22 protein-coding genes and 1 pseudogene are annotated in these 23,496 nt (G+C 67.3%); 9 read left to right on the forward strand and 14 right to left on the reverse strand.

Annotation, left to right across the window (positions count from 1 at the left end; all coding sequences use genetic code 11):
* Positions 1–15: 15 nt before the first annotated feature.
* The 4 genes from OVY01_RS15320 to fabG form a co-directional block, all read right to left on the reverse strand.
* On the reverse strand, positions 16–504 hold the full coding sequence (locus OVY01_RS15320; protein WP_267848447.1) for a hypothetical protein: 489 nt from the start codon (positions 502–504) through the stop codon (positions 16–18).
* A 154-nt stretch (positions 505–658) separates the two neighbouring features.
* Positions 659–1,918, reverse strand: a complete 1,260-nt coding sequence (fabF, locus tag OVY01_RS15325; RefSeq protein WP_267848448.1) for a beta-ketoacyl-ACP synthase II — start codon at positions 1,916–1,918, stop codon at positions 659–661.
* Positions 1,919–2,012: 94 nt separating this feature from the next.
* Positions 2,013–2,252: an acyl carrier protein gene (gene acpP, locus OVY01_RS15330; RefSeq protein WP_041754094.1), complete on the reverse strand. Its 240-nt coding sequence runs from the start codon at positions 2,250–2,252 to the stop codon at positions 2,013–2,015.
* Positions 2,253–2,367: 115 nt separating this feature from the next.
* Positions 2,368–3,111, reverse strand: a complete 744-nt coding sequence (fabG, locus tag OVY01_RS15335) for a 3-oxoacyl-ACP reductase FabG (protein ID WP_267848449.1) — start codon at positions 3,109–3,111, stop codon at positions 2,368–2,370.
* A 16-nt stretch (positions 3,112–3,127) separates the two neighbouring features.
* Here fabG and OVY01_RS15340 point away from each other — a divergent pair, with 16 nt between their 5' ends.
* Entirely contained in the window at positions 3,128–3,262 is a 135-nt protein-coding gene (locus OVY01_RS15340) for a hypothetical protein (protein WP_267848450.1), read from the forward strand.
* On the opposite strand, the gene fabD is transcribed toward OVY01_RS15340, so the two are convergent.
* The 5 genes and pseudogenes from fabD to OVY01_RS15365 form a co-directional block, all read right to left on the reverse strand.
* Positions 3,259–4,197, reverse strand: a complete 939-nt coding sequence (fabD, locus tag OVY01_RS15345; protein WP_267848451.1) for an ACP S-malonyltransferase — start codon at positions 4,195–4,197, stop codon at positions 3,259–3,261. The two genes, OVY01_RS15340 and fabD, sit on opposite strands and share 4 nt — an antisense overlap.
* A 101-nt stretch (positions 4,198–4,298) precedes the next feature.
* The gene (locus OVY01_RS15350; protein WP_267848452.1) at positions 4,299–5,288 is read right to left on the reverse strand and encodes a beta-ketoacyl-ACP synthase III; all 990 of its coding nucleotides are present in this window, start codon (positions 5,286–5,288) and stop codon (positions 4,299–4,301) included.
* Positions 5,289–5,356: 68 nt separating this feature from the next.
* A pseudogene (gene plsX / locus OVY01_RS15355) lies at positions 5,357–6,388 on the reverse strand (phosphate acyltransferase PlsX); the annotation flags it as partial.
* 173 nt (positions 6,389–6,561) lie between these two features.
* Entirely contained in the window at positions 6,562–6,741 is a 180-nt protein-coding gene (gene rpmF / locus OVY01_RS15360; protein WP_267848453.1) for a 50S ribosomal protein L32, read from the reverse strand.
* A 102-nt stretch (positions 6,742–6,843) separates the two neighbouring features.
* Positions 6,844–7,683, reverse strand: a complete 840-nt coding sequence (locus OVY01_RS15365) for a DUF177 domain-containing protein (protein ID WP_267848454.1) — start codon at positions 7,681–7,683, stop codon at positions 6,844–6,846.
* A gap of 223 nt (positions 7,684–7,906) precedes the next feature.
* On the opposite strand from OVY01_RS15365, the gene OVY01_RS15370 reads away from it, so the two are divergent.
* Both OVY01_RS15370 and OVY01_RS15375 read left to right on the forward strand, forming a co-directional pair.
* Entirely contained in the window at positions 7,907–8,524 is a 618-nt protein-coding gene (locus OVY01_RS15370) for a Maf-like protein (RefSeq protein ID WP_267848455.1), read from the forward strand.
* On the forward strand, positions 8,521–9,246 hold the full coding sequence (locus OVY01_RS15375; protein WP_267848456.1) for an SAM-dependent methyltransferase: 726 nt from the start codon (positions 8,521–8,523) through the stop codon (positions 9,244–9,246). Before OVY01_RS15370 ends, OVY01_RS15375 begins: the two co-directional genes overlap by 4 nt.
* 18 nt (positions 9,247–9,264) lie before the next feature.
* Here OVY01_RS15375 and OVY01_RS15380 read toward each other — a convergent pair whose 3' ends face one another.
* The 3 genes from OVY01_RS15380 to OVY01_RS15390 form a co-directional block, all read right to left on the reverse strand.
* Positions 9,265–10,272 carry a S49 family peptidase gene (locus tag OVY01_RS15380; RefSeq protein ID WP_432422254.1) on the reverse strand — a complete coding sequence of 336 codons (1,008 nt, stop codon included), beginning with the start codon at positions 10,270–10,272 and terminating at the stop codon, positions 9,265–9,267.
* Positions 10,273–10,357: 85 nt separating this feature from the next.
* The gene (locus tag OVY01_RS15385) at positions 10,358–11,017 is read right to left on the reverse strand and encodes an HAD-IA family hydrolase (RefSeq protein WP_267848457.1); all 660 of its coding nucleotides are present in this window, start codon (positions 11,015–11,017) and stop codon (positions 10,358–10,360) included.
* The gene (locus OVY01_RS15390; RefSeq protein WP_267848458.1) at positions 10,998–12,023 is read right to left on the reverse strand and encodes an RluA family pseudouridine synthase; all 1,026 of its coding nucleotides are present in this window, start codon (positions 12,021–12,023) and stop codon (positions 10,998–11,000) included. Before OVY01_RS15390 ends, OVY01_RS15385 begins: the two co-directional genes overlap by 20 nt.
* Positions 12,024–12,671: 648 nt before the next feature.
* Here OVY01_RS15390 and OVY01_RS15395 point away from each other — a divergent pair.
* The 6 genes from OVY01_RS15395 (at position 12,672) to OVY01_RS15420 (ending at position 20,898) form a co-directional block, all read left to right on the forward strand.
* A complete protein-coding gene (locus tag OVY01_RS15395; RefSeq protein WP_267848459.1) occupies positions 12,672–16,187 on the forward strand; it encodes an Rne/Rng family ribonuclease in 3,516 nt (1,171 codons plus the stop codon).
* A 294-nt stretch (positions 16,188–16,481) separates the two neighbouring features.
* Positions 16,482–17,603 (forward strand): GTP 3',8-cyclase MoaA, encoded by a 1,122-nt coding sequence (gene moaA, locus OVY01_RS15400; protein ID WP_267848460.1) that lies wholly within the window; start codon positions 16,482–16,484, stop codon positions 17,601–17,603.
* On the forward strand, positions 17,603–18,214 hold the full coding sequence (gene mobA / locus OVY01_RS15405) for a molybdenum cofactor guanylyltransferase MobA (RefSeq protein ID WP_267848461.1): 612 nt from the start codon (positions 17,603–17,605) through the stop codon (positions 18,212–18,214). Before moaA ends, mobA begins: the two co-directional genes overlap by 1 nt.
* 403 nt (positions 18,215–18,617) lie before the next feature.
* The gene (gene moeA, locus OVY01_RS15410; protein WP_267848462.1) at positions 18,618–19,934 is read left to right on the forward strand and encodes a molybdopterin molybdotransferase MoeA; all 1,317 of its coding nucleotides are present in this window, start codon (positions 18,618–18,620) and stop codon (positions 19,932–19,934) included.
* A 164-nt stretch (positions 19,935–20,098) separates the two neighbouring features.
* Positions 20,099–20,386 carry a hypothetical protein gene (locus OVY01_RS15415; protein WP_267848572.1) on the forward strand — a complete coding sequence of 96 codons (288 nt, stop codon included), beginning with the start codon at positions 20,099–20,101 and terminating at the stop codon, positions 20,384–20,386.
* 8 nt (positions 20,387–20,394) lie between these two features.
* Positions 20,395–20,898, forward strand: a complete 504-nt coding sequence (locus OVY01_RS15420; RefSeq protein ID WP_267848463.1) for a GNAT family N-acetyltransferase — start codon at positions 20,395–20,397, stop codon at positions 20,896–20,898.
* Between the two features lie 22 nt (positions 20,899–20,920).
* Here the strand turns inward: OVY01_RS15420 and OVY01_RS15425 are convergent, their stop codons facing one another.
* Together OVY01_RS15425 and OVY01_RS15430 are read right to left on the reverse strand one after the other, a co-directional pair.
* Positions 20,921–22,501 (reverse strand): DNA recombination protein RmuC, encoded by a 1,581-nt coding sequence (locus OVY01_RS15425; protein ID WP_267848464.1) that lies wholly within the window; start codon positions 22,499–22,501, stop codon positions 20,921–20,923.
* A complete protein-coding gene (locus tag OVY01_RS15430) occupies positions 22,498–23,487 on the reverse strand; it encodes a 2-hydroxyacid dehydrogenase (RefSeq protein ID WP_267848465.1) in 990 nt (329 codons plus the stop codon). Before OVY01_RS15430 ends, OVY01_RS15425 begins: the two co-directional genes overlap by 4 nt.
* Positions 23,488–23,496 lie beyond the last annotated feature (9 nt).

A 23,496-nucleotide genomic window follows, 5' to 3' on the forward strand; every position in this document is an offset into this window, starting at 1 on the left:
GTCGCCGGGCAAACGTTAACGATACTCGACGAGCGTCACGCCACGCGCGATGCACCGGAGATGGATACCCAGCGAATGGAAACGGGATGCCGGCAGTGCATCGGCGAAGATCAGCACCTCGCGCGCAGGCGCGCCGCGCGCGCGGGGATTCGCCGGAACCGGCACGAATCGCATGCCCGCCAGCCGCCCGGGCCAGTGCACGACCCGTTCGATCGTGACATCGACGGCCCGCAGCGCGGCGGGCCCGCCGCGTGGGCGGGAATAATAGAGAATGGCGCATTGCCCGCCCATCAGGCGGATCGCGCGGGGTTGACGTCCGGCGGCCGCGCGCCAGTCGTACGCGCAGACGGCCAGGAAGGCCAGCGCCGCGCCCAGCAGCGCCGGGAGACGCCAGCCGTCATCGGCATGCACGGCCGCCAGCGAGGCCCAGGCAAGGGTCCCGACGGCCACGAAGAAGGCCGCCAGCGCGGCGCGCGCGGCCGAAGCGTTCAGACGATATTCCATGCGTCCTCCACGCGGTTTGGCACGCGGTTCGGCGCGACATTGCACTTACGACGTGCGCGACACGCATGGCACACCCGGCTTCAGTCTGCCGCGCCCGGCCGCCGTGGCGACACGGCGGCGCCGGTTCGGCCGATATCCGCCGGGCGGCGTTCGCTCAGTCCGCGAGGCGCTTGAAGACCAGCGTGCCGTTCGTTCCGCCGAAACCGAACGAATTCGACAGCGCGTAATCGATCTTCATGTCCCGTGCGGTGTTCGCACAGTAATCCAGATCACAGGCCGGATCTTGGTTGAAGATATTGATCGTCGGCGGTGAAACCTGGTGCTTGATCGCGAGCGCGGCATAGATCGCCTCGACGCCACCGGCGGCGCCGAGCAGGTGCCCCGTCATCGACTTCGTCGAATTGACCACCGTCCGCTTCGCATGTTCGCCGAAGGTCCGTTTGATCGCGACCGTCTCGGCGAGGTCGCCCAGGCCCGTGGACGTGCCGTGCGCGTTGACGTAGTCGATCTGCTCCGGGTTGATCTTCGCGTCGCGCATGGCGTTGACCATCGAGCGCCGCGCGCCATCGCCGTCTTCGAGCGGCGCCGTCATGTGGTACGCATCGCTGCTGCGGCCGTAGCCGACGATTTCGCAATAGATGTGCGCGCCGCGCGCCTTCGCGTGCTCGTACTCTTCGAGCATCATCACGCCGGCGCCTTCGCCCAGCACGAAGCCGTCGCGATCGACATCCCACGGCCGGCTGGCGGTCGCCGGATCGTCGTTACGCTGCGACAAGGCGCGCGCCGCAGCGAAACCACCGATGCCGAGCGGCGAGATCGTCGACTCCGCGCCGCCCGCGAGCATCGCGTCGACTTCGCCGTAGGCGATGGCGCGCATCGCGTCGCCGATCGAGTGCGTGCCGGTGGTGCAGGCGGTCACGATCGCCAGGTTCGGCCCTTTCAGGCCATACATGATCGACAGATGGCCCGCCACCATGTTGATGATCGAGGCCGGCACGAAGAACGGCGAGATCCGCCGCGGGCCGCGGTTCGTGTATTCGTTCTGCGTGTTCTCGATCATCGGCAGACCGCCGATGCCGGAACCGATGATGACGCCGATGCGCTCGGCATCGCACTGCGCGACGACCAGACCGCTATCCTGCATCGCCTGGATGCCGGCGGCCACGCCGTAGTGGATAAAGGTGTCCATATGCCGGGCGTCTTTCGCCGGCATATAGTCTTCGATATTGAAGCCCTTCACCTCGCCGGCAAAGCGCGTGCTGAAGTTCGACGCATCGAATTTCGTGATATTGGCGATGCCGGTCTTGCCGGCGACCAGATTGGCCCAGCCCTCGGCAACCGTATTGCCGACCGGGGAGATATGCCCCAGGCCCGTTACAACGACACGGCGACTCACATTGACCTCTTGATTCATATCAGTAAAAACAAAAGCCACAGTTTTTTCAGGGCAAGCCCCGAAAAAACTGTGGCCCTGTCAAACCGGTTCAAGACCGCTGAGCGTGCCGGCCTTACGCCTTGACGTTCGCGCGAGCGTAATCGATGGCCTGTTGGACGGTCGTGATCTTCTCGGCTTCCTCATCCGGAATTTCCATTCCAAACTCGTCCTCGAGCGCCATTACCAGCTCAACCGTGTCCAGCGAATCCGCACCGAGATCGTTCACGAAAGAGGCTTCGTTCTTGATTTCCGCATCTGCGACGCCAAGCTGTTCTGCAACAATCTTCTTGACGCGCTGTTCGATATTGTCCATTCAGGCCTCCACGAGGAAAAATAAGTTCAAATTGCAAGTGCGCGCATTTTAGCAGGTTTGAACCGGCAAAAATGCAGACCCTGCGGTTTCAGCGGAAATTGCGCCAGTCAACACACTAGCCCATATACATCCCACCGTTCACATGAAGCGTCGTGCCGGTGATATAAGCCGCCTGGGGCGATGCCAGGAAAGCCACCGCATGCGCGATGTCCTCCCCGCTCCCCAGGCGTCCCAATGGAATTTGCGTCTTCAGCGCGGCGTGCTGCGCCTCGCCGAGTTCGCGTGTCATGTCCGTGTCGATGAAGCCAGGAGCAACGCAGTTGACCGTAATGCCGCGGCTGCCGACTTCACGCGCCAGCGCGCGCGTCAGCCCGGCGACGCCGGCCTTCGCGGCCGCGTAGTTCGCCTGTCCCGGGTTGCCGGTCGAGCCGACGATCGAGGTGATGCTGATGATGCGGCCGCTGCGCGCCTTCATCATCGGCCGGATCACCGCGCGCGACAGACGGAACACCGACTTGAGATTGGTGTCGATGACGGCGTCCCAGTCGTCGTCCTTCAAGCGCAGCGCGAGCTGGTCGCGCGTGATGCCGGCGTTGTTGACCAGGATGTCGATCCGTCCGGACGCCTTGACGATCTCGTCGATCAGCGCATCGGCGGCCGGCGCGTCGTTGACGTCGAGCACCGCGCCGCGGCCCTTCAGGCCTTCCTCGGAGAGCGCCGCGGTGAAACCGTCGGCACCCGTCTGCGAGGTGGCCGTGCCGATCACCTCGACGCCGGCGCGCGCGAGCCCGAGGGCGACCGCGCGCCCGATGCCGCGCGACGCGCCCGTGACCAGTGCAACCTGCTTGTCGAAAATCATGTGCGTCGAATACCGAATGAATGAAGCAATCAAGATGATGGATTCAGGAGCGTCCCTGTACCGGGTGTCCCTGTACCGGGTGTCCCTGTACCGGGTGTCCCTGTACCGGGCGTCCCTATACCGGGCGTCCCTATACCGGGCGTCCGGCTAGGCGACGCCGCGAACCAGCGCGAGCGCATCCTCGAGCGAGGCGGGATCGGTGATCGCGCCGCCGGCCCGAGGGCCGTCGATGCGCTTGACCAGGCCGGCCAGCACCTTGCCCGGACCGCACTCGATCACCTTCTCCGCACCGTGCCGGCCGATCGCCTGCACGCATTCGACCCAGCGTACCGGTCCCGCCGCCTGACGCACCAGCGCGTCGCGAATCGCCGCGGGGTCGCTGGTTACCGCCACATCGATATTATTCACGACCGGGATCGATGGCGTGCGAATTTCGACATCGGCCAAACGTTCGGCGAGACGGTCCGACGCCGGCTTGAGCAGGGACGAATGGAACGGCGCCGAGACCGGTAGCGGCAGCGCGCGCTTCGCGCCCTTCGCCTTCGCCAGTTCGCAGGCCTTTTCGACTGCCGCCTTGTCGCCGGCGATCACCACCTGTGCCGGGGCGTTGAAATTGACCGCTTCGACGACGCCTGCGCTGCTCGCCTCGGTGCACACCGCCCGCACCGCGTCGTCATCGAGGCCGAGAATCGCCGCCATGCCGCCGATGCCGACCGGCACCGCCGACTGCATCGCCTCGGCGCGAAAGCGCACCAGCGGCACGGCGTCGGCGAAGGACAGCGCTCCCGCCGCAACCAGCGCCGTGTATTCGCCGAGACTATGACCGGCGACGATGCTGGGCGCGGGACCGCCCGCGGCTTGCCAGACGCGATGGATCGCGTAGGCGGCCGTGAGCATCACCGGCTGTGTATTGGTCGTCAGATTCAGATCTTCGAGCGGACCGCCGGCGATCAGCGCCGCGAGGTCCTGGCCCAGGGCATCGGAGGCTTCCTGCACCGTCTCGCGGACCACTGGATGGTCGGCGAACGCGTCGAGCATGCCGACCGACTGCGAACCCTGACCCGGAAAAACGAATGCGAAATTCATAAGCTAGCGCGCAAAGAGTTGAAGGTGACACACCGCCACGCCGGTCCCGCATTGCGCCGAAAGCGCACGGACGCCCGGCCGGACCGGGGAGCGGATCCTTTTTACATGCGCAGCAGCGACGCACCCCAGGTGAAACCGCCGCCCACGCCCTCGACCAGCACCAGTTGACCCGGCTGGACACGACCATCGCGCACGGCGACGTCGAGCGCCAGCGGCACCGACGCCGCCGAGGTATTGCCATGCTCGTCCACGGTCACGACCATCTTTTCGGCCGGCAAACCGAGCTTGCGACAGGTGCTCTGCATGATGCGGATGTTCGCCTGATGCGGAATCAGCCAGTCGACGCTCTCGGCGCTCAGGCCAGCCTTCTCGAGCACCTCGAGGGCCACCTTGCCCAGCACGTTCACCGCCAGCTTGAAGACCGCCTGGCCGTCCATCCGCAGGAAGGCGTTGCCCGCGACCACGCCGGCATTGACGTTGCCCGGCACGCACAGGATGTCGGCGTGACTCCCGTCGGCGTGCAGCGCGCTCGCGAGGATGCCCGGCTCATCCGAGCCCGACAGCACCACGGCGCCGGCGCCATCGCCGAACAACACGCAGGTGGTGCGGTCGTTGAAATCGAGAATGCGCGAGAAGGCCTCGGCGCCGATCACCAGCGCGTTGCGGTGCAGGCCGCTGCGGATGAAGCTGTCGGCCGTCGCCAGCGCGTAGATGAAACCGGAACAGACGGCCTGCACGTCCAGCGCCGCGCCACCGTTCGTGATGCCGAGCTTGTTCTGCACGATGCAGGCCGTGCTCGGAAAGACGAAATCGGGCGTCGACGTGGCCACGATGATCAGGTCGATCGATTGCGGGTCGATGCCCGCGGCCTCGATCGCGCGACGCGCGGCGTGCACTGCGAGATCGCTGGTGCGTTCTTCGGGGGCCGCGAAATGCCGGGCGCGGATACCCGTGCGCGCGGCGATCCATTCGTCGCTGGTTTCCACGTCGCGCGCCGCGAGCTGATCGGCGAGCGCCTGGTTGGTCAGGCGGTTGGCCGGCAGATAGCTGCCGGTACCGGTAATCCGGGAATAAGGGGAATTTGCCATCATGCCTTCGCAGAAAGCGTCGCCAACGCGACGGCGGGCGCGGCCTTGACGACCGGTGGAATGGCCAGGGCAGCGTCGGCCAGGGCGGTGCCAAGCGGATCGGTGTTCTCCTGCAGCGCGCTCGTCAGCCGCTCCTGGACGCCGTTCCTGACCGCGTCGTACCCACGTTTGATCGCCCAGCCGAACGCATAGGCGTCCGCAGAGCCGTGACTCTTGATGACGAGCCCGCGCAGGCCCAGCAAGGCCGCGCCGCTGTAGCGGCGATGGTCGACGCGCTTGCGCAACCGCGACAGCACCGGCCAGGCGACCAGCGCCGCGGCTTTCGTGAGCAACGACCGGCCGAACTCTTCCTTGATCATCTGGGACAGCATCTGCGCAAGGCCTTCGGACGTCTTCAACGCGACGTTGCCCACGAAACCATCGCAGACGACGACATCGGTCGTGCCCTTGTAGATGTCGTTGCCCTCGACGTTGCCATAGAAGTTGAGCGTGCTGGCGCGCAGCAGTTCGCCCGCGCGCTTGATCACTTCGTTGCCCTTGATCACTTCCTCGCCGATGTTCAGTAGCCCGATGGTCGGACGCTCCTTGCCTTCGACGGCCGCCACCAGCGCGTGTCCCATCTCGGCGAACTGCAGCAGATGCTGCGGCTCGCAATCGACGTTGGCGCCGAGATCCAGCACCGTCGTGAAACCCTTGACGTTCGGCATCACGGTGGCCAGCGCGGGGCGTTCGATGCCCGGCAGGGTCTTCAGCACATAGCGCGACACGGCCATCAGGGCGCCGGTGTTGCCGGCGGAGACGCACGCCTGCGCCTGCCCTTCCTTGACGAGGTTGAGGGCCACGCGCATCGACGAATCTTTTTTGCGGCGCAGCGCGACCTCGACGGAATCTTCCATCGAGACGATTTCGGAGGCCGCGACGACGCGCAGGCGCGGCTCGTCGCCTGCCTTGTGTTTCGCGAGTTGCGCGCGAATGGGGGCCTCGAGCCCTACCAGGACGAGTTCGACGTCGGCGTGGTGACGGAGGAAATCCAGGGCCGCGGGCACCGTCACGGAAGGACCGTGATCGCCACCCATGCAGTCAATAGTGATTTTTACGGTCATGCGTGCGCCGTGCTGGGGAGTTCAGGCACCGATGAGGGACAGGGAAATGGCGCCTATCTGACGATTCGCATCCATTTCGAGATCCATCCGTACGGGACACGGGTTGCCGACGCGCGATGCGGGGCGCACCCCTGTCAGCACCGTCGACGAATTGCCGCGCACCACGGATCCGCTTAGTCGTTCTTGGTCTTGACGACCTTTTTGCCACGGTAGAAGCCGTTCGGGCTGATGTGGTGGCGGCGGTGCGTCTCGCCCGAGGTTCCTTCGGTCGCCAGCGTCGGGCCGTCGATAAAGTCGTGCGAACGGTGCATACCGCGCTTGGAGGGCGACTTCTTGTTTTGCTGAACTGCCATGAAATGCTCCTAAATAGGGTGCGAATTCTATCACAACTCGTCGCGATGCGACGCGTGTCCTGAGATCCGTGCGCGCCGTTGCAATACGGGCACAGACCGATGCTACTGTTTCTTGTCGTCGTCGGACGGCAACTTGCCGCGCAGGCTCGCGAGCGCCGCGAACGGATTCGGCCGGCCACCGTCGGCGCGGGCCCGGCCATTCGGTAGCGTGCCATCGGGCGTCGCGGCGGCATCGGGCATATCGGCAAGGGGTGTATCGGCGTCAAGCATGCCGACGGGATCCAGCGCCACCGCTTCCTCGGCGGCAAGCCGCGCGTCGATATCGGCAACGCTCTCGACGCCCAGGCTGCCATCGGCACCGCTGACGACGCTTTCGTGCACGGCCGGGCAGACGTCGTGCTTGGGCACCATCGGCAGGGACAGGACGACCTCCTCGTCGATCAGATCGATCAGATCGAAGCTCGCCGAGCCGACGATGACCTCGATCTCGCTGTCGTCCAGCGCGATGGCATCGGCTTCGGCATCGCTGTCCATCACGCGATATACGGTGTCGATCTCGATCGGAAAGGCCAGTGCCTGCATGCAGCGCTGGCATTCGAGCCAGCTCCGCCCCCGCGCCTCGAGGGTCAGGTACGGCTGGCTGACGGTATGGCTGCTGGTCGTCAGCGCGCCGTTGCCGGCCGCCTCGCGGCGAACCTCGCGCCGCGTCTCGCCCCGCACGAACCAGGTGAGCAACGCATCGCGCGCGTTCGCCGGCGCGTCGGCGGGCAGTTCGTCGACCATGCGCGCCAGATCGCCCAGCTGCGCGGTGCCGCGCATCTCGCGCCGTGCCCGGATGAACGCCGTCAGATCGAACGCGCGCAGATCGTCGCGCCCCTGCCGGGCCTCGGGTACGGCGCCGCTTGCAGCCGCGCCGTGCTGATCGGCGGTATCCTTGCTCATCGATAGATCCTCGTCGAATCGTCCGTCGCCGGCCGCGCGGCCCGCTGCGGAATCGCGAAAAACGGCAAATTTTACGCGGTTTTTCTTTGCAGGTCAAATACTTAACGCTTTGCAGCATGCCCCCGTGCACCGTTCGCCAACCGTCGTCGGGCCGCCCTTCGAGTACGCACGTCTCCCATCCATTCGCCTGCCCACCCGTTCCGTCCACGCCCTGCCGCCGCCCATGTCTCCTGACCAACCTGTCGCGCTGTCGCGCCGTCCGCTGATCCTGGCGTCGAGTTCCCCCTATCGCCGCGAATTGCTCGAACGCCTGCGCTACCCCTTCACCGTGGCGGTCCCGGCCGTCGACGAAACGCCGCATGCGGGCGAGACGCCCTCGGCCACGGCGCTGCGCCTCGCCCGCGAGAAGGCACTGGCCATCGCCACGCGCCAGCCGCAAGCCGTCGTGATCGGCTCGGACCAGGTGGCGGTATGCGACGGTCAGCAACTGGGCAAGCCCGGGCATCATGCGGCGGCATTCGCGCAGTTGCAGGCGATGCGCGGCCGTCGGGTCGATTTCCATACCGCCGTCTGCGTGGTGGACGGTCCCGGCGGAGCGGTCGATCAGGCCGATATCGTCACTCAGGTGCGATTCCGGGATTTGCCCGATGCGGCGCTCGAGGCCTACCTGCGCGCGGAAACGCCTTATGATGTCGCCGGCAGCGCGAAATCGGAAGGTCTCGGCATCGCGCTGCTCGAAGCCGTCGCCAGCGACGATCCGACCGCGCTGGTCGGTCTGCCGCTGGTGACCGTCACACGCCTGCTGATGAAAGCGGGCCTCGATCTCTTTGGTTCCCGATGAGCGGTATTCTCTATCTGATTCCGAACACCCTGGGCGACGGCGACGATGCCGCGTTGCGCGCCGTGCTGCCCGAACCGGTACGCGCCACCGCCGCGCGCCTCGATTATTTCGTGGGCGAGAACGCGAAGGCGACGCGTGCCTTTCTCAAGCGCGTCGGCCCCGAGCGGCCCATCCAGCAGATCCGGATCGGCGAGCTGAATGTACAGACGCCCGCGAGCGCGATCGATGCCCTGCTCGCGCCGATCCTCGCCGGCAGCGACGGCGGCCTCGTCTCGGACGCGGGGTGCCCGGCGGTCGCCGATCCGGGAGCGCTGCTCGTGCGCCGCGCGCACGCGAACGGTGTACGGGTCGTGCCGCTGGTCGGCCCCAGTTCGATCCTGCTTGCATTGATGGCCTCGGGACTGGACGGCCAGCGTTTCGCTTTCCACGGCTACCTGCCGACCGACGCCGCGCAGCGCGGACAGCGGTTACGCGAGCTCGAGCGGCAATCCCGCGAGCAGCGGCAAACGCAACTGTTCATCGAGACGCCCTACCGCAACGCAGCGATGTTCGACGCGCTGCTCGCTCACTGCGCCCCGCAGACGGCGATCTGCTTCGCCGCGGACCTGACATTGCCTGGCGAGGAAGTGGCCACCCGCACCGTGGCCGAATGGAAAACGTGTCCGGAGACGCAACGCCCGGCGATGGGCAAGCGGCCAGCCATCTTCCTGCTGCTCGCCTGAGGCCCTCGACGCAGCGCGTCAACGCAATCGCGTCGCCGCGCCGTCGAGCACGGCGCCGAACGCGCTGGCACCCATCGCGGTGCCGAAGCGGCGTGCGACACGGTCGCTCAGGCTCTCCTTGATGCTGAAATCCACGACATCCTTCTGCTTGACGACGTCGCGGGCCACCGAATCGGCATCGCCGAAACCGTCGGCGAGTCCCATGCGCACGCTTTGCTCGCCGGTCCAGAACAAGCCCGAAAACATATCGGGTGTCTCGTGCAGGCGCGCGCCCCGCCCGTCCTTCACCGCCTTGATGAATTGCTGGTGGATCTGATCGAGCATCTGCTGGATATGCTGCTTCTGCACCGGGTTTTCCGGTGAAAACGGGTCGCCGATGGCCTTGTTCTCGCCCGCGGTCTGCACGCGCCGCTCGACGCCGAGTTTGTCCATCAGCCCCGTGAAACCGAAGTTCTCCATGATGACGCCGATCGATCCGACGATGCTCGCCGGGTCGACATAGATCCGGTCCGCCGCGGCCGCGATGTAATAGGCGCCGGACGCGCCGACATCGCCGATCACCGCGTACAACGGCACCTTCGGATGCGCCTGACGCAAACGCCGGATGTTCCGGTAGACGATGCCCGCCTCGACCGGACTGCCGCCCGGGCTGTTGATCTGCAGTACGATGCCCGCGGTATTCGGGTCCGCGAACGCCGCCTCGAGCGCCGCGTCGATGTTTTCCGAACTGGCTTCCGATTTCGCCGAGATCTCGCCGCGCACCGAAATCAGCGCGGTATGACGCTCGCCGCCAGCGGACTTGTCCGCTGCCAGAAAGAAATACGCGCCAGCAACGATGGCCAGAAAAATGATCAGCCAGACCAGCCGGAAGAAAATCCGCCAGCGGCGCGCGGCACGTTGTTCGCGGATCGCCGCCAGCGCGATCGTGCGCAACACTTCCTGCTCCCAGCCGGGAGTGCCCCCCATCGTCGGGAGGGGATCGTTCGCGCGGTGCTCGGAATTCAGGGGCAAGGGGCTATCGCTCATTCGGTTCTCTGACAGGATTTTCAGGCACGCCGTTCAAACATGACGCTCAGGCAGGCCGCTCAGGCAGGCCGTTCAAGCAGGCCGTTCAGGCATGGGTATGCAGCCAGTCGCTCAGTTCGGCGACATTGTCCGCGCAGAAGATGGGGTTCAGCGCCCGCAGCGGCTCGGGACGGTGCGCGCCATAGGTGACGGCGATGCCGGCCACATCGGCGTTGATCGCCATTTGCAGGTCGTGCGTGGTATCGCCGATCATCACGGTGCGCGCGTTCTCCTGGCCGAGTTCGCGTACGAGTTCGTGCAGCATCGCCGGATGGGGTTTCGAGAACGTCTCGTCGGCGCAGCGTGTCGCGTCGAACAGCGAGGCGACGCCGGAGTGCGCGAGCGCGCGGTTCAGGCCGACGCGGTTCTTGCCGGTGGCGACCGCCAGGAAATACCCGGCCGAACGCAGGCTTTCGAGCATCTCGCGCACGCCCGGGAACAGCGCCAGATCCGGCTCGCCGGAGAGAAAATGGTAACGATAACGCTCGACCAGCCGCGGATAATCCGCGGGGGCAAGCGTCGGCGCCACCGTTTCCAGCGCATCGCGCAGCCCCAGCCCGATGACGTAGCGCGCCGCGTCCGCGGCGGGAACCGGCAGGCGCAGGTCGCGGCACGCGCTTTGCAGGCTCTCGGCGATATGCGCGGTCGAGTCGCTGAGCGTGCCGTCCCAGTCGAACGCAATCAGGTCAAAGCGGTTTCTGGCCATGGGATCGGGAGGGTTGACTACGGAGTTGTTCGACGAAACGGGCGCACTCCGGCGGCAGCGGCGCTTCGAACAGGATCGCCTCGCCGGTGGCGGGGTGCGTGACGCGCAGCCGGGCCGCGTGCAGGAACATGCGCTTGATGCCGGGCACCGCGCCGGCGCGCGACAACGCGCGGTTCAGCGGAAAGTCGCCGTACTTGTCGTCGCCCACGATCGGCATCTCCAGGTGCTTCAGATGCACCCGGATCTGGTGCGTGCGCCCGGTCTTCAGGTGCGCTTCGAGCAGCGCATAGCCGTCGAAGCGTTCCAGCAGCGAAAAGATCGTGTGCGCGGACTGACCGTTCGGGTCGACCGTGACCCGCCGCTCGCCCTCGGCGTTGACGTATTTGTGCAGCGGCGCCTTGACCACGCGGCGCGGCTCGGCCCAGTCGCCATGCACGCAGGTCAGGTAACGCTTGTCGGTCTGGTTGTCGCGCAGTTGCGCGTGCAGCGAGGTGAGCGCCGAGCGTTTCTTGGCCAGCATCAACACGCCCGACGTCTCGCGGTCGAGCCGGTGCACCAGTTCGAGAAAACGTTCGTCGGGACGCGCGCGCCGCAGTTGCTCGATGACGCCATAGCTGACCCCGCTGCCGCCGTGCACGGCGACCCCGGCCGGCTTGTCGATCACGAGCAGGTGCGCGTCCTCGTAGACGATCGGGAAGGACGCCGGCGGCACCGCCGCCTTGCTGCCCGCCCCGCCCTCGCCGTCGGCGGCATTGGCGGCGACGCGAATCGGCGGCACGCGCACCGCATCGCCCGCGACCAGCCGGTAATCGGCGTCGATCCGCCCTTTGTTGACGCGGACCTCGCCCGAGCGCAGGATTCGATAGACATGGCTCTTCGGCACGCCTTTGCAGATGCGCATGAGGAAGTTGTCGATGCGTTGGCCGGCGTCGTCCTCGTCGATGACGACGAGGGCGACGCGGTCGGCGAACGTCTGATGCCGGGACATTTTGCCTAACTCTTTCATTCTGCCTATAATTTGCCCAGCAAGCTGCGTCGACCGGCCAGATCCGGCTGGCGCGGGATTGTCCCGGTGCGACAAACGTCTATTCTACTGCACCACGGGGTGCTGCTCACCCGATAGACCAGAGCAGCACGTTGCACGCACGTCGAGCGGACCGGCAAGGATGGCGCCCACAGGCGCGTTCGGCCCAGATTGCTCGACGCCGAGTGCGAAGTCTTGGCAAAAAAGAATTCAGAGGCCAGCGCCCGCCTGTCCGGCGAGCGCTGGCCGATTGCGAAAATGCAGGGACCGGGAAACGGCTGTGCCCGTATGGCGCGCCCCTAACCGAACGGATAGTCGAGAGAGCCGCACGGGTCGATCCCGCTGGATCCGCCGTGCGCTCGAGCCGTGCGCGCCGTCCGGCGCGCCCCGGCCGGCCGGACGTCCGCCTATCCGGCGGCGTGGGCCGGTACGGCGTGCCTGTCCGGTACGATCGTCCGCCTTCGCACCTGCTGCGCGCCGTCGTTCGCCTGCTGCAGGCGGCGATGCCCGCCCGCGGCAATTCTCCCGCCCTGACCTCGACTCCGCGTGTTTTGCAGTCAAAAAAGCGCGGCCCGCCCAGCGTTCGTTCGTCGTCGACGACGAACCGGCAGAGCCGCACTGGAGCCGTACATGAAACGCATGTTGTTCAACGCGACGCAGCAGGAAGAGCTGCGGGTCGCGATCGTCGACGGTCAAAAACTGATCGACATCGACATCGAAGCCGCCGGACGCGAACAGCGCAAAGGCAATATCTACAAAGGCGTGATCACCCGCATCGAGCCTTCGCTGGAAGCCTGCTTCGTCAACTACGGCGAGGATCGCCACGGTTTCCTGCCTTTCAAGGAAGTCGCCCGTCAATATTTTCGCGAAGGCGTCGACACGCGCACCGCGCGCATCCAGGACGCGTTGCGCGAGGGCCAGCAGCTGATCGTGCAGGTCGAGAAGGAGGAACGCGGCAACAAGGGCGCGGCGCTGACCACCTTCATCTCGCTGGCCGGCCGCTATCTGGTGCTGATGCCGAACAACCCGCGCGGCGGCGGCGTTTCGCGGCGCATCGAGGGCGATGACCGCCAGGAACTGCGCGAGACGATGGCGCAGCTCGAGCTGCCCGAAGGCATGAGCATGATCGCCCGCACCGCCGGCATCGGCCGCAGCGCGGAGGAGTTGCAGTGGGACTTGAACTATCTGCTGCAATTATGGCGTGCCGTCGAAGGCGCCGCCGAGAGCATGCAGGGCCCCTTGCTGATCTATCTGGAATCGAGTCTTGTGATCCGCGCGATCCGCGATTACTTCCAGCCGGACATCGGTGAAATCCTGATCGATACCGAGGAAATCGAGGAACAGGCCCGCGCGTTCATGAGCGTCGTGATGCCCGGCAACATGAACAAGGTGAAGCGTTACCGCGACGACGTGCCGCTGTTCTCGCGCTTCCAGATCGAACACCAGATCGAGACCGCGTACGCACGCACCGTTTCGCTGCCGTCCGGCGGCGCAATCGTGATCGACCACACCGAGGCGCTGGTCTCGATCGACGTCAACTCGGCCCGTTCGACCAAGGGCGCCGACATCGAGGAAACCGCGACTCGCACCAATCTGGAAGCGGCGGACGAAGTCGCCCGCCAGTTGCGGCTGCGCGACCTCGGCGGCCTGATCGTCATCGACTTCATCGATATGGAGTCCGCGAAAAGCCAGCGCGAAGTCGAGCAGCGTCTGAAGGACGCATTGAAGCACGACCGCGCGCGCGTGCAGATGGGCAAGATTTCGCGGTTCGGCCTGATGGAATTGTCGCGCCAGCGCCTGCGCCCGGCCCTCTCCGAAGGCAGCCACGTGACCTGCCCGCGCTGCAACGGCACCGGTCACATCCGCGACACCGAATCGTCCGCTCTCCAGGTCCTGCGCATCATCCAGGAAGAGGCGATGAAGGAGAACACGGCGTCGATCCACTGCGAAGTGCCGGTTGAGGTCACGGCCTTCCTGCTGAACGAGAAGCGCCCGGAAATCAACAAGATCGAGACGCGCTTCAAGGTCGGCGTCGTGATGATTCCGAACAAGCACCTCGATACGCCGCATTACAAGCTCGAACGTCTGCGACACGACGATACGCGTCTCGAAGAGCCGCGCACCAGTTACCAGATGGCCGAAAGCGCCGCCACCGCCCTCGAGGCGGAGAGCGGCTACAGCCGCCGCACGGCGGACGTGAAGCCGAAACAGGAAGCCGCGGTCAAGGGCATCACCCCGGACCAGCCGGCGCCGATCTCCGCGCCGCGTCCGAGTCCGGCCGACGTGCAGCCGCCGGCGCCGCCCACCGCACCGCCGCCCGCGCCGAGCGCGCCGGCAACGGGCTTCGTGTCCTGGTTCAAGCGTGCGTTGGGTCTGGCACCGGCCCCCATGCCGGTGGAAGCGACGCCGGTCGTGGCACCCGAGACCCCGCCCGCGCGCGCGGCGCGGCCGGAACGCGGCGAGCGTCCCGAGCGCGGCCAGCGCCGTCCGGCCCCGGCCGCCGGCGCGGCAACGGCCCGTCCGGAACCGGTCGCCCGCACCGGCAATGGCCGCCGCGACGAGCGTGCGCCGGACGCGCGCGAGCCGCGCAACGGCCGCGAACGCAATGTCGAACGCACGGCGGAGAAGGAGCTGGGCGCGCGCACGGAGAACGGCGAGCGGCGCGAACGTAGCGAACGTAGCGAACGCGGCGAACGCCCGGAACGTTCGCCGCGCGGCGAACGGGGGGCACGCGGCGAGCGCCCCGCCGACGCCGCGCGCCTCGCGGATCGCCCCGAGGGAACCGAGCAGGCCGAGCGCGCGCCGCGCGTGGAAGGCAGCAACCGCGGCGTGCGCGGCGAACGGCGCGAGCGGCGGACGCCGGACGCGCCCGTTGACACCCCGACGCAGCCGAGCGCCATGCAGGCGGGCTTCGTGGAACCGGCCCCACAGGCCGAGGCTTTGCCCACGCCCACGGCGGCCCCCATCGATCATCCCGTCGCGGACCCGCGCCCGGCGCAAACCGGTGTTCTCGCCCGTGAAACCGACGAAGCGAACGAAACCGCGCAGGATGCGAACGGCCTGTCGCTCGACGAAAACGGCCTCGCGCGTGACGGCGAGGAACGCCGCCGCCGCCGCCGCGGCCGCCGTGGCGGACGCCGCGAGCGCGAGGAGGACGGCATGAACGCGAACCTCGCCGCCGATCTGGCAGAAGGCGAAGGCCACATAGCGCCGGTGTCATCGCCCAAGCCGGCCGAGGATGGCGACGCCCCCGCGTTCGCGCCGAACCCCGGCGATCCTGCCGGGACCGAGGCTCCCGTGGCCCGCGTGCCAACGCCGGACGACGGGCACACCGACGGCACGCTGCAACGCCCGGACGCGGCACGCGCAGACCTGGCCGACCTGTCGGGTCACCCCGGCACGCAGGTCAGCGATCCGGCGACGCCGGTCGTCCCTGCATCGATGCCGCTGACGGCGTCCGATGATCCGACAGTGGCGTCGCCCGCAGCCACGCCGGCCGCCGAAAGCGCCGTCACCGCGCCGGCGCACGTCGCTTTCCCGGCGGCCAGCGCGACAGCCGTCGAGGCGGCGGAGCCGGTCCCGGCGACACCCGTCCAGGCTGCCGATGAGGACCGGGCGGTAGCGGAAACGTTGGCGTCGGCACCCGCACCGCAGGCCCTGTCGTCGCTGATCCCGCACGCGGCGGCAAGCAGCGACGCGCCGGCCGAAACGGCCACCGTTGCCGCCAATACCACGCACCTCGATGCCGTGGAGGCGCCCTCCGCCGCCGCGCCCGAGGCGATCGCGCACGGCGCGGCGCCTTTCCCGGCAACGCCCGTGCAGGCAGGGCCGTCGTCCACCGGCACGCCATCGGTGCCGGTCGAAACGGGCACGTCCGGGGAAACGGACGCCATCGTGCCCGCGGTACTGCCGGCCGCCACGGTGCCTGTCGCCGCTCCGGTTCCGCCAGCCGCTCGGGCGGAAAGCTTCAAACCGATGCTCGATGCCGCGGGCCTGGTGTGGGTCAATACCGACGAAGACAAGCTGCGCGAGGCCGCGGATGCGGCCGCGCAACTTTCGGCACCCGCGCACGCACCGCGCCTGCGCAAGCCGCGACAGCAGGTCGCCGACGCACCGCTGGTGCAGATCGAGACGCAGAAGCCCTAGCCGGCACACGGCGCGACCGGTGTTCCCGACCGGACGCGCCGGACCGGCTCTTTCCGACCGGATACCGATCCGGTCCCGAGGCGCCTCCCGCATGCCGGGCGGCGCCTTTTCGCATGGTGCCGCGCCACGATTGCGGCGCCGGTACAACGCTGCTCCGAAACGATCCCGGGTTGTCTCGGCGGCTTCGTACGGCATGCGCAGCGATCCGATAGAATGACAGGTTGCCGGGACGCACGCGTCACACATGCTTCCAGAGCGCGTCCGTGCCCCTGAACTTTCGGTTGCAAACGAGATATGAGTCAGAAAATCATCCCCATCGTGGCAGCGGAGGCCGGACGGATCGCCGCCCCACGCTGGTCGGACGAACCGGTCGTGCCCGTCGGCGAGGTACGCGACCGTCTGGCCAGGCCGCTGCGGGACCTGCGCATCTCGGTGACCGATCGCTGCAACTTCCGCTGTGTGTACTGCATGCCGAAGCAGGTATTCGGCAAGGACTTCCGCTTTCTGCCTCACGCCGCGCTGCTGAGCTTCGAGGAAATCGAACGGCTGGCGCGCATCGCGGTTGCCCACGGCGTCGAGAAGATCCGCCTCACGGGCGGCGAACCGCTGCTGCGCAAGAACCTGGAAGATCTGGTGGGCCGCCTGGCGGCCCTGCGCACGCCCGCGGGCCGGGCGCCGGAACTGACGCTGACGACGAACGGCTCCCTGCTGCGCCGCAAGGCACGCGCACTGGCCGACGCCGGCCTGACCCGCGTCACCGTCAGTCTCGATGCGCTCGACGAAACGCGCTTTCGGCGGATGAACGACGTCGATTTCCCGGTGGCGGAGGTGCTCGACGGCATCGCCGCGGCGCGTGACGCCGGCCTGGGACCGATCAAGGTCAATATGGTCGTGAAACGCGGTGTCAACGACGACGAGATCGTGCCGATGGCGCGCTACTTTCATGGCAGCGGCGTGATCCTGCGTTTCATCGAATACATGGACGTTGGCGAGTCGAACGGCTGGCGCCTCGACGACACCCTGCCGTCGCGCGAGGTCATCAAGCGCATCAGCGCGGCGCTGCCGCTGATCCCCACCGGCCGTCGACAGGCCGCCGAAACGGCGGAACGCTGGATCTACGCCGACGGCGGCGGCGAGATCGGCGTGATTTCAAGCGTCACGAAAGCGTTTTGCGGCGCCTGCACCCGGGCCAGGCTCTCCACGGAAGGCAAACTGTTCCTGTGCCTGTTCGCCACGCAGGGCCACGATCTGCGCGCCCTGTTGCGTTCGCCCGATGTCGACGACGCCCGCCTGTCGAGCATCTTCGCGCAGATCTGGCAACAACGCGACGACCGCTATTCGGAATTGCGCGGCTCGGACGCGCTCGCGCCGCGACCGGCCGGGGCGCGCGTCGAAATGTCGTATATCGGCGGCTGATGCCATCGCCCGTCGCGCTCGCCGATCTGACCGGCGTCATCCTGGCGGGCGGGCGCGGCAGCCGCATGGGCGGCGTCGACAAGGGCCGGCAGACATTTCGCGGGGAGGCCCTGGCGGTCCGCGCCGCGCGCCGGCTCACGCCACAGGTCGCGCACCTGCTGGTGAGCGCGAACCGCCATCTGGACGACTACCGCCAGCTGGCACCGGTCGTGACCGATACCCTCGCGGATTTTCCCGGGCCGCTGGCCGGCATACTGGCCGCCCTGCATGCCACCACGACGCCCTTTCTCGTCTGCGTGCCATGCGATACGCCCTTCTTTCCGACCGATCTCGTCGCGCGCCTGGCAGCGGCGTTTACGGATCCGCAGCTGGAACTGGCAACCGCATGCGCACCCGATACCGAAGAAGATGCACGCGGCGCGCTGCGTAGTCATCCGGTCTTCGCCTTGATGCGTACGTCGATTGCAGCCCGGCTCGATGCCTCGCTGCGCGCCGGCGAACGACGCCTCAACGCGTGGCGGATGCACCACAACGCCGTCGAAGTCCCCTTCCCGGACGGACACGCGTTTTACAATGTCAACACCTTGCAGGCCCTCGACGACGCGGGATGACGCCGGTTCGACTGGCGGCGTGCGTCGCCGGATCGCGACGGCATGGCCGCGTCCGGCGTCCGGTCTTGTCCGGGCCGGTCGCGATCCGGCGTCCGCGGACGCCCGTTTGGAACCACGCAGTCCACTGCCGGCCATCTGAAATCGACCGGTCGCGACCGGCAGTCGGCAACCAGCCATGCGTCGTCCGTCGTCATTTTCATACGGTCGGTCATCCGGGCGACTGTACGCCCCGCTGATAATGGCGATCGATCTACCGGCCTTCCTCACGTCCATGAATCCGCTCCACCCGATTGCCCGCCCCTGCGCTTCGCACGCATCCGGCCCGTCACCGCGTCCGCCGTCGGCCCCGCCGTCAGTCCCGCTGTCAGCCTGTGCGGCGCTCTCCGGACACGACACGGACGCCTTGCCGGTGCGCGTTGCGCAGAACCTGTTGCGGGACTGGATGACGCCGGTGGAACAGGAAGAGGCCGTCCTTTTGATGTCTGCGCTGGGCCGTATTCTGTCGCGCGACGTGGTCGCGCCGATCGACGTTCCCGCGCACGACAACTCGGCGATGGACGGCTATGCGTTCGACGGCGCCTCGCTGCAGGCGCGGGACGCCCCGCACGCCGACGGCGCGCCCGCGACACGCGAATTCGTGGTCGTCGGCCAGGCTTTCGCCGGTCATCCATGGCGCGAATCGGTGCCGCCGGGACACTGCGTGCGCATCATGACCGGCGCGCTGATTCCGCCGGGCACCGATACGGTCATCCCGCACGAATACGCGCTGCCCGCCACGGCGGCGCCCGGCGCGGTGGCCAGCAGCGTCGGCGCACGGGTCGTGCTGCGGGTCGCGAATTTCCGGCGGGGCGCGAATCGCCGTCTGGCGGGCGAGGACCTCGCCCGCGGGACGGTCGTGTTGCCCGCGGGACGCATCCTGCGCGCATCGGACCTGGGACTGCTGGCGTCGCTCGGCTTCGCGCAGATTTCGGTACGACGCCGGCTGCGGGTCGCCTATTTTTCGACCGGCGACGAATTGCGTCCCGTGGGCCAGCCCCTGGAGGCCGGCTGCGTGCACGACAGCAACCGCTATACGCTGCATGCGATGCTGCTGCGTCTGGGCGTCGAGCCGATCGACCTGGGGATCGTGCGCGACGACCCCGAAGCGCTGTCCGCGGCGCTGCGCGACGCCGCGTCCCGGGCGGATGCCATCCTGAGTTCGGGAGGCGTCTCCGCCGGCGACGCCGATTTCGTTCGCGACGTGTTCGCCGCGCTCGGCGACGTGGTGTTCTGGAAGCTGGCGATGCGCCCGGGCCGGCCCTTTGCATTCGGTCAATTGATCGTGGACAATGCCGGGGATCCCGCCAACGCCGCCCCCACGGCGCGCCGGATCCCGTTTTTCGGTCTCCCCGGCAATCCCGTCGCGGTGATGGCGGCGTTTTACCATATCGTCCGGGACGCGCTGCTGACACTCGCCGGCGCCCGCGTCGAGCCGGTCCCGCGGGTGCGTGCGAGCGCCCTTGCGCCGATTCGCAAACGCCGTGGACGCACCGAATTCGCCCGTGGCCGGGCGCAACGTACCGTCACGGGCGACTGGCAGGTGGCACTTGCCGGCGCGCAGGGTTCGGGCGTGCTCAGTTCCATGAGCGAGGCGAACTGTTTCCTCATCCTCGAACACGAGCAAGGCGACCTGCACGCCGGAGATTCACTGGACATCATGTTTTTCGAGGGTTTGATATGACCACCACGCCGAATACTTCCCGCAGCGCGCCGATTGCGGCAGACGATGCGAACTTTCCCGGTGGCGATCCGCATACCGCGGCGGAAGCAAGCGCCAGCACCGGCGCGCACGGGCTGCAAGACCTGTCGCACAGGCTGTTTTCCGCCTCCGTGCCCGGCACCGAAATCAAGAAACAGATCTCCTATATCGCGCCTGGCCAGACCGCGAAGGCGCTGATGTTGATCTACCTGACCTTCAGCGTGCCGATCGTCCTGCTGGCGATCCTCGTCGGCTTCCTCAAGTATGGCCAGATGGAGATCGGCTCGGTCTTCAGCGCCATCTTCAGTGCGCTGATCATCAACGCGGTGGTGGGTTTCATCCTGCTCTGGATCGCCTGCCAGGCGTACAACTGGGTCGCCTCGCGTTTCGGCGGGATCGAGATCGTTCTGTCCGATTCGCCCGACGATCTCTGAGCGGTCCCATGACCGATGCGATCGCTTACCCCGCCGCGGCCGTCATCCGCCCCGCACGGGCAGACGACGTCACCGCGATCCATGCGCTGATCGGCGAACTCGCCGACTTCGAACAACTGCGCGAAATGCTGGTGGCCAGCGCAGCCGACCTGGCACTGGCCCTGTTCGGCCCGCAGCCGGCGATCGAGGCGCGTGTCGCCACCGTCGACGACGAGGTGATCGCGTACGCGCTGTTCTTCACGAATTTCTCGAGCTTCCTTGGGCGGCGCGGTCTTTATCTGGAGGATTTGTACGTGCGGCCCGCGCACCGCGGCACCCGCATCGGCAAGCGTCTGCTGGCGGATCTGGCGGCGCTGGCGCTGGCGCGCGGTTGCGCCCGTTTCGAGTGGTGCGTGCTCGACTGGAACCAGTCCGCGATCGCGTTCTACGAAAGCCTGGGCGCGACGGTGTTGAAGGAATGGCGCATCGTGCGTGTGACCGGCACGGCGCTCGAGACGCTGGCCGCCAGCTGAGCACCCCGCACGTCCGGCGGCTCTAACGCGACGCGTCGGCGGGATCGACCGGCGGCGATGCATCGTCCTCCGACAGGCCGGCGAGCCGCGCCGCTGCCGCGTCGCCCGGCAGGGCCTCGACATCGCGCAGGGTCTTGTGCATGACGCGCGTGCGGCGTTCGGCGAGGTCGATCGAACGCGCGACGGTTTCCAGTTGCGAACGGGTTTTCGCCAGCACGTCGCCGAACTTGAAAAACTCGGTCTTCACCGCGCCCAGCACCTGCCAGACCTCGCTGGAGCGCTGTTCGATGGCGAGCGTGCGAAACCCCATCTGCAAGCTGTTCAACAAGGCCGTCAGCGTGGTCGGTCCGGCGATCGTGATCCGATAGTCGCGTTGCAGGGCGTCGCTCAAACCGGGACGGCGCAGGACTTCGGCGTAAAGACCCTCGGTGGGCAGAAACAGCAGGCCGAAATCCGTGGTGTGCGGCGGCGCCAGATATTTCTCCGCGATCCGGCGCGCCTCCAGGCGTACCCGCGCATCCAGCGCGCGGCCCGATGCCTCGACCCCAGCGGGATCGGCGCGTTCCTGCGCGTCGATCAGGCGTTCGTAGTCCTCGCGCGGGAACTTGGCATCGATCGGCAACCACACGGGCGTTCCCTGCGGCCCCGATCCATCGCCGCGCCGGGCGCCGGCTGCGCCGGATGCGCCGCCCGGCAGGCGAATCGCGAACTCGACGCGTTCGCTGCTGCCCGGCACCGTCGCGACATTGCTCGCGTACTGTTCGGCGGTCAGCACCTGTTCGAGCAGGGACCCCAACTGCACTTCGCCCCAGGTGCCACGCGTCTTGACGTTCGTCAGAACCTTTTTCAGGTCGCCCACGCCCGCCGCGAGCGTCTGCATCTCGCCCAGCCCGCGATGCACCTGTTCGAGGCGGTCGGAGACCAGCTTGAACGATTCGCCCAGCCGCTGCTCGAGCGTCGCATGCAGTTTCTCGTCGACGGTGCGGCGCATCTCGTCGAGCTTCAGCGCATTGTTGACCTCGATATCCTTCAACTTGCGCTCGAGCGTATCGCGCACTTCGGCGAAGCGCAGATCGTTGGTCTGCGAGAGGCCGGCGAGTTGCAGGTTCAGCGTTTCCCCGACATGCCGCAGCGCCGCGCCCTGCTCCTCGCGGGCCTGCCGCGCCTGATCGGCCAGGCTCGTGCGTACCGTGTCGAGCTGCGCCGCATTGCTGTGCGTCAGGTTTGCCAGATCCTTCGCGAACCCATCGACCTTCTGGTTCTGCAACGTCGCGATGCTGCTCAGTTGCGCGGCGAGCGTTTGCTGGAACTGGCCGAGGACCGCCCCGGTTTCGGCGCGACCGATGCGCGCGGTCTCGGTCATGTCGCCGCGCAGGGAACGATCGAGCCGCTCGGCGGTACGGGCACTTTCCTCGCGAAACGCATTGACGTCGTCAAGCAGGGCGTCGAATTGCGCGTCGTCGCGCCCGGCACCCGTCCGGGTGCGCCGCATCAGCGCGGCCAGGGCGCCCACCGCCACGAGCGCGACCAGCGCCAGCAATACGACGCTGCCGACCAGCCAGGGCAAGAGGTCTCCCGCCATCGTCGCTCCCGCAGCGCTCATGGGATGCCGCGGGCTTCGGGATTGACGACGTTCGGAGGATTTCCCGCACGTGGCCCCTCGCCGAGCGCGGCGATCAGATTGTCGGCGGCCAGATTCGCCATCGCGCGCCGCGTCGGCACGCTCGCGCTGGCGATATGCGGCGCCAGCACGACATTCGTCAGGGACAGGAACCCCGGGTTCAGTTGCGGCTCGCCTTCGAAGACATCGAGACCCGCGCCGGCGATGCGGCCGGCGGCGAGCGCCTCGATCAGCGCGGCGTCGTCGACGATGCCGCCGCGCGCGATGTTGATCAGGTTCGCCGTCGGCTTCATGAGGCCGATTTCGCGCGCGCCGATGGTGTGGTGGCTCGCCGGCGCATACGGGACGACCAGCACGATGTGATCCGCCTGCCGCAGCAACGCGTCCTTCTCGACCCATTCCGCGTTCAGCGCGCGCTCGATGTCGGGGGCGACGCGGGAACGGTTGTGATACACCACGCGCATGCCGAAGCCCTGCGCGCGGCGTGCCACCGCCTGCCCGATGCGCCCCATGCCGATGATGCCGAGCGTCGAACCGAACACATCGGTGCCGGTCAGCATGTCGTACTGCCAGGCCTGCCATTTCCCGGCACGCAGGTAATGCTCGGCCTCGGTGACGCGCCGCGCGGTTGCCATCAGCAGCGCCCAGCCGAAATCGGCGGTGGTTTCGTTCAGCACGTCCGGGGTATTCGTCGCGAGGATGCCCCGCGCGTTCAACGCGGCCAGGTCGAAATTGTTGTAGCCGACCGCCATGTTGCAGACCGCCTTCAATGCCGGGGCGGCCGCGATCATCGCGCGGGAAATCGGGTCGCCCATGACCATCAGGCCAGCCTTGTCCGCGATGCGCTCGGTCAATTCGGTGGCGGTGAAGACGCGTCCGAGATCGTTGGTCTCGACGTCGAAGTGCGTGCGCAGCCGGTCGACGACATCGGGAAAAAGCGCCCGGGTGACGAGTATCTTTTGCTTCATGCGTCTATC

The organism is Robbsia betulipollinis (assembly GCF_026624755.1).
Taxonomy (GTDB): Bacteria; Pseudomonadota; Gammaproteobacteria; order Burkholderiales; family Burkholderiaceae; genus Robbsia; species Robbsia betulipollinis.